Origin of the sequence: Streptomyces lonarensis (assembly GCF_012033735.1) — a bacterium.
Taxonomy (GTDB): Bacteria; Actinomycetota; Actinomycetes; order Streptomycetales; family Streptomycetaceae; genus Streptomyces; species Streptomyces lonarensis.
On sequence record NZ_JAAVJD010000386.1, the window covers coordinates 1 to 2,980 of the forward strand.

3 protein-coding genes are annotated in these 2,980 nt (G+C 74.5%); all 3 read right to left on the reverse strand.

The features are described from left to right. Positions 1-223: 223 nt before the first annotated feature. The 3 genes from HCN56_RS24795 to HCN56_RS24805 all read right to left on the reverse strand — a co-directional run bounded on the left by HCN56_RS24795 (position 224) and on the right by HCN56_RS24805 (position 2,938). Positions 224-856, reverse strand: coding sequence for an MBL fold metallo-hydrolase (locus tag HCN56_RS24795; RefSeq protein WP_167974783.1), 633 nt, complete (start codon positions 854-856; stop codon positions 224-226). Continuing rightward, positions 853-1,938 (reverse strand): S-(hydroxymethyl)mycothiol dehydrogenase, encoded by a 1,086-nt coding sequence (locus HCN56_RS24800; RefSeq protein ID WP_167974785.1) that lies wholly within the window; start codon positions 1,936-1,938, stop codon positions 853-855. The genes HCN56_RS24795 and HCN56_RS24800 overlap by 4 nt, the downstream gene beginning before the upstream one ends. Positions 1,939-2,059: 121 nt before the next feature. After that, complete coding sequence (locus HCN56_RS24805; RefSeq protein ID WP_167974787.1) at positions 2,060-2,938, reverse strand: LysR family transcriptional regulator; 879 nt, start codon at positions 2,936-2,938, stop codon at positions 2,060-2,062. Positions 2,939-2,980 lie beyond the last annotated feature (42 nt).

Below are 2,980 nucleotides of genomic sequence, written 5' to 3' on the forward strand. Positions count from 1 at the left end.
TGCGGGGGCGGGGCGGCGCCCGGCAAGACCCGTTCGGGCGCCCCGCCGTGCGGCGCCGGGGGCAGGACCAGCGCGCGTGTCGCCCGGACGAGGGAATCGGCGAGCGCCGTCGGCCGTGCCGGGCCCGCCCTCGCCGGGGTGCCGCACAGGGCGCGGCGCCCCGGGGGCCTGCCGTCGGTGCGGAGGACGGCACGGGGAGACGGCACGGGAGACCACGCGGGGCTCAGTGCCCGCGGTCGATCCACTCCTGGAGGTGCGGCGCCTCGTCGCCGACGGTCGTGGAGTCGCCGTGACCGGTGCGGACAACCGTGGCGGGCGGCAGCGTCAGCAGCCGCTCGCGGATCGACTCGACGATCGTCGGGAAGTCGGAGAACGACCGCCCGGTGGCGCCGGGACCGCCCTGGAAGAGGGTGTCGCCGGTGAAGACCGTGCCGAGGGCGGGGGCGTACAGGCAGACCCCGCCGGGGCTGTGGCCCGGGGTGTGGATCTGGTGCAGCTCCACACCGGCGACGGTCAGCACCTGGCCGTCGGCCAGTTCGCCGTCGGGCGCCCGGTCGGGGTGGGTGCGGTCCCACAGCTCCCGGTCGGCCGGGTGCAGCAGGATCGGCGCCCCCGTCCGCTCGGCGAGCGCCGGTGCGGCGTCCACGTGGTCGTCGTGGGCGTGGGTGGAGATGACGGCCACCAGCCGCCGGCCGCCGAGCGCGGCCACGATGGCGTCGGCGTCGTGAGCGGCGTCGATGACGACGGCCTCGTCGTCGTCACCGACGATCCAGACGTTGTTGTCGACGTCCCAGGTACCGCCGTCGAGGGAGAAGGTGCCGGAGGTGACCAGGTGGTCGATGCGCACGGTGCTCACAGCTCGACCACGGAGCGGAGCACCTCGCCCTTCTCCATGCGGTGGAACGCGGCTTCGACGGCGTCGATCGTGATCGTCTCGGTGACGAAGGCGTCGAGGTCGAGCCGGCCCTGCAGGTAGAGGTCGGTCAGCACGGGGAAGTCGCGCGAGGGCAGGCAGTCGCCGTACCAGGACGACTTGAGCGCGCCGCCGCGTCCGAAGACGTCGAGCAGCGGCAGCTCCAGCGTCATCTCCGGGGTGGGGACACCCACCAGGACGACGGTGCCGGCGAGGTCACGCGCGTAGAACGCCTGCTTGTAGGTCTCGGGGCGGCCGACGGCCTCGATGACGACGTCGGCGCCGAAGCCGCCGGTGAGCTCGCGGATGGCCTCGACCGGGTCGGTCTCGCGCGAGTTGACGGTGTGGGTGGCGCCGATGGAGCGGGCGGTGTCCAGCTTGGCCGCGTCGATGTCGACGGCGATGATCTTGGCGGCGCCCGCGAGTCGGGCGCCCGCGACGGCGGCGCAGCCGACGCCGCCGCAGCCGATGACGGCGACGGTGTCGCCGCGGCCGACGTTGCCGGTGTTGACGGCCGCGCCGAGCCCGGCCATGACGCCGCAGCCCAGCAGGCCGACGGCGGCGGCGCGGGCGGCGGGGTCGACCTTGGTGCACTGACCGGCGGCGACCAGGGTCTTGTCGGCGAAGGCGCCGATGCCGAGGGCGGGCTCCAGCTCGGTGCCGTCGGTGAGGGTCATCTTCTTCGACGCGTTGTGGGTGTCGAAGCAGTACTGGGGGCGGCCCCTCTTGCAGGCGCGGCAGGTACCGCAGACCGCGCGCCAGTTGAGGACGACGAAGTCACCGGGGACGACGTCGGTGACGCCGTCGCCGACGGACTCCACGATGCCCGCCGCCTCGTGGCCGAGGAGGAAGGGGTAGTCGTCGGAGATGCCGCCCTCGCGGTAGTGGTAGTCGGTGTGACACACCCCGCATGCCTGGATGCGGACCACCGCGTCGCCGGGTCCGGGGTCGGGCACCACGATGTCGGTCAGCTCCACCGGGAGCCCCTTGCCGCGGGCGATCACCCCGCGCACTGTCTGCGCCATGCCGAACTGCCCTTCTCACAGATGTGGACAACCGGCGGTGCGGATCAGCGTCCGCTCCGCCGCGTGCTGCCCACTCTGGTTCCCCCGCGACGGCACGTCCAACGTCCGGGACCGATGGGATTCATCGCGCCGGGTGCTCAATCGACTCCAGCAGGGCCCGGGCGGCCGGGGAGGGACGGCCGGCGGCGGGCAGGGCGATCCCGACGGCCCAGGTCACGTCGGTCTCCAGGGGCACGGCGGTCAGCCCGGCGGCGGCCTGCTTCCGGGTGACGGGGCGCGGCACGACGGCGACGCCCATGCCGCGGTGGACCAGTTCCAGCAGGGTGTAGACATCGTTGACCTGGAGGGCGACCTCCCGCTCCACGCCGGCGGCGGCGAAGGCCGCGCCAGCGGCGCGGCGGGCGCCCCAGCCGGGGTGGAGGTCGACGAAGCTCTCCTCGGCGAGATCGGCGGGGGCGCGGGTGCCGCCGGTGGCTGCCGGGTGGCCGGGGGCGCAGAGCAGCATCAGGGGTTCGCGGGCGACGGGACGGACGGTGACGCCTTCCTCGGTGCCGTCGTGCACGACGAACGCCAGGTCGAGCCGGCCGTCGCGGACGCCGGCGACCAGTGCGTCGGAGCCGTCCTGCACCATGCGGACGGTGACGCCGGGGTGGCGGCTGCGCAGGTCGGCGAGGAGGTCCGCGGGCTCGACGATGCCCATGCACTGTTCGGTGCCGAGCGCCAGGCTGCCGGTGACCAGCCCCTGGACGGCGGCGACCGCGTCGCGGGCGGCGGAGGCGGACTCCAGGGTGCGGCGGGCCTCGCCGAGCAGCGCCCGACCGGCGTCGGTGAGGCGGACGCTGCGGGTGGTGCGGACGAAGAGCGGGGTGCCGAGGTCGGTCTCCAGCGACTTGATGGAGGCGGAGAGCCCGGACTGGGCGATCCGGAGCCGGTGGGCGGCGCGGGTGAAGTGGTGCTCCTCGCAGACCGCGACGAAGTGCTCCAGCTGTCTGAGTTCCACCAACGGAATGTAGCGCGCCCGGCGGGGGTCCTGCCGGGCGCG